The sequence below is a fragment of the Zunongwangia sp. L-65 genome, from assembly GCF_056859415.1.
In genome coordinates this window covers 1-2,777 of sequence record NZ_JBSXOK010000010.1, presented here as the reverse complement: position 1 = coordinate 2,777, position 2,777 = coordinate 1, and the positions used below count along the sequence as shown (strand labels likewise).

Here is a 2,777-nt window from a genome sequence, read left to right as displayed (position 1 = left end):
CCTACCAGCCCACTGATCACCAACGAAAAATGGGGCACAATACCGCAATGAAGCATCTTCAGCGATTGCGTAAAATGGTTACAATGGCCTATCATCACGAATGGATACCTAAAGATCCTTTTGTGCGATTTAAATCATCTTTTGTAAAAAAGAGAAGGGAGTTTTTAACTAGGGAGGAGTTACAATCCATTGAGGATTTCCAATCGTCCATAAATAGACTTAACATTGTAAAGGATATTTTTCTTTTTAGCTGCTATACGGGACTTTCCTACATAGACATAACTAAACTTACCATGGATAATATCAAGATGGATTTTGATGGGAATCAATGGATAGAAACAGAACGGCAAAAGACAAAAACTGCTTTAAAGATTCCTTTACTTAATCAGGCAAGAGATATTTTAAAACGTTACCAGGATCACCCAAAAACGGTACATTCTAAAACCTTATTATCTCGTTATTCGAACCAAAAATTGAACAGTTATTTAAAAGAAATAGCTGATTTCTGCGGCATCACAAAGCATCTGACCTTTCATGTTGCCAGACATACCTTCGCCACAACCATTACGCTGACCAATGGTGTTCCTATATAGACCGTACCCAAGCTATTAGGACATACGAAGCTAGCTACCACACAAATTTATGCACGGGTAGTTGATAAAAAGGTGAAAGATGATATGGCGATGCTCAATGCAAAGCTTAATAATAGTTCCGATTAGGTAATTAATACCTATTTATTATAATAGTAAATAATCCAAAAAGTAGCGAGTATGATTAATACAGAAAACAATTTGAAGAGTGAAAACCGATACTCTCAGAATTTCATTTGTGTAGGAATAGTCGCATTTTTGAAAAATTGTGAGGCCGTCCATGGATAAATATTAACGAGATATTATTTTCGAGAGAAGGTTTTAATTATGGAAAATCAAATCTCAATTATTAACCATGCTTTAGAAGAGGCTTTTAATTTTCGTTTAACTAATATTTCTAAGACGTATACTGAACTCGGAATTAAATTTGAATTAAAAATAGATAAGGTAGTTGGTGTAATAGAAACAATTTTAAGCTTGACAAATATGTATTTATTACTGGTAGTATGTTTAGGAGAAAATTACTCTGAATTTTGGGGTCTGTAAAATATGCCCAAAATTCGCTTTAGCTTTTTTTGAAAATTTTGATTGGTAATCTGCTTTAATCATTTATATACTGGATACAAAGATAATCATCATACTTAATTTTTATGTAATTAATTCATCATAACTCATCTTTGTCGATGAACAATCACAAAGTATGATAGAACCTATTTTACATTCAAAAAAGGGTTTGGCATCTTGGGCGATACTTCTTTTCATGTTTATTAACAATTTTTATTATCCATAAATTTTAGAAACTTCTGTTGAAGCCGTAACCATCGATTTTAACGGCTTTTCTGTTTCTTCCCAATTGCGTGTTTTTAAACCACAATCAGGATTAACCCAAAGTTGTTTGGCTGGTAAAAGGTTAACCATCTCTTTCAGGGTACTCTGGGGGAATATATATCATAGACCCCTGGCGGCAGCTCGGGATTTTCACACGATTCCCTATTAATTTACCTTAGGTAAAACCCTGTCTGTTAGATGAAGGATGTAAAAGAACTGAGAATATAAAACTATGAATATATTTTATTTATTTATATCGCTCTTTATAATTATACAACGGCAATTAAATAATAGTTATCACTTTTTTTAAAGCTAAGTTCTTGTGTGATTTGCATAAGGAAAGCCAAAAGTTCTGAAATGAATAATGATACCAATAAGAACTAAAATAAATCCCGCAATATTAGTAACTGTTGTAAAGTAGCCTAAAAAAAGTACCAGCATACCTGATAACAACATTTTTTCGGAATAGTGTACCAGTTCCATGGCGGCTAAGCTATCAATATCCCGTGAATACTTATAGAGCTCACGATCGATTTGTAATTGTGCAATAACGATCCAAATGATCGATATTTTAAGAATCATGAGTCCTAGTTCATTGACTAACGGATGGTCAAAATAGGCAACAGGCATAAATATAAAATCATAATCAGGAAGTAACGAATAAATTATAGTCATGAGGATAAATAAGGAAAATATAATCCAGTAATATCCCCCTACACGTTTTAAACGATGATATTTAGTTATTTTTTCAATGTTTGGTCTGACTTCAACAACCGGTATAATTTGTCTGAAGTTTTTCCAGAAAATAATGACCCAACTGGCAATAAGCATTAAAGCGGGTAGCATCATACGTAAATTAGATGATTCCATAGTTTGATAAGTTAATAGTTCAGAAGAATTTTAAAGGTGAATGCGGAAAAATTGAATACGCCTACCAAAAACTATGGAAAGGAAATAACCGTAATAAATTACCAGATCTATAAAAAAGATATTGAGAGTAAATTATTGCAAAATACACAGGTAATAATAACTGGCCGAAAGGAATAGCATTAACCAATCCTTTATTATAGGGAAAATTTTCTTTTGAATCTCTTTTTGCATGTAGGACCAATATGTCGCCGTGAGAATAATGATCCGAATTTGAAGATGGAGCCGAAATTTCCCTGTTATGGTCATTTTTTTCAGATAATATTAATCCAGATTTTAAAGAATTAGCAGAGATTCTGTGTTAAATTACAATGAATTTTGAGTTTTTTTTAGTTTATAAATTCATTAAATGTATTACACTTTATCGATTAAGGGTAGCATCCAAAATTTGGATCAAAGTTTGTTCTGTTTTTATAAAGGGTGTACATCAAC

Annotated in this window: 3 protein-coding genes and 1 pseudogene; 2 read left to right on the top strand and 2 right to left on the bottom strand. The window is 32.2% G+C overall.

What is annotated here, in order from left to right:
- The coding region (locus AC13DP_RS00165) for a tyrosine-type recombinase/integrase (RefSeq protein WP_483067081.1) at nucleotides 1–593 on the top strand (593 nt) is incomplete at its 5' end.
- Nucleotides 594–917: 324 nt separating this feature from the next.
- Nucleotides 918–1,136, top strand: a complete 219-nt coding sequence (locus AC13DP_RS00160; RefSeq protein ID WP_347405704.1) for a hypothetical protein — start codon at nucleotides 918–920, stop codon at nucleotides 1,134–1,136.
- 234 nt (nucleotides 1,137–1,370) lie between these two features.
- Here the strand turns inward: AC13DP_RS00160 and AC13DP_RS00155 are convergent.
- Nucleotides 1,371–1,561 (bottom strand): annotated as a pseudogene (locus AC13DP_RS00155) (hypothetical protein); the annotation flags it as partial.
- 169 nt (nucleotides 1,562–1,730) lie between these two features.
- Nucleotides 1,731–2,288, bottom strand: a complete 558-nt coding sequence (locus tag AC13DP_RS00150) for a hypothetical protein (protein ID WP_347405703.1) — start codon at nucleotides 2,286–2,288, stop codon at nucleotides 1,731–1,733.
- Nucleotides 2,289–2,777 lie beyond the last annotated feature (489 nt).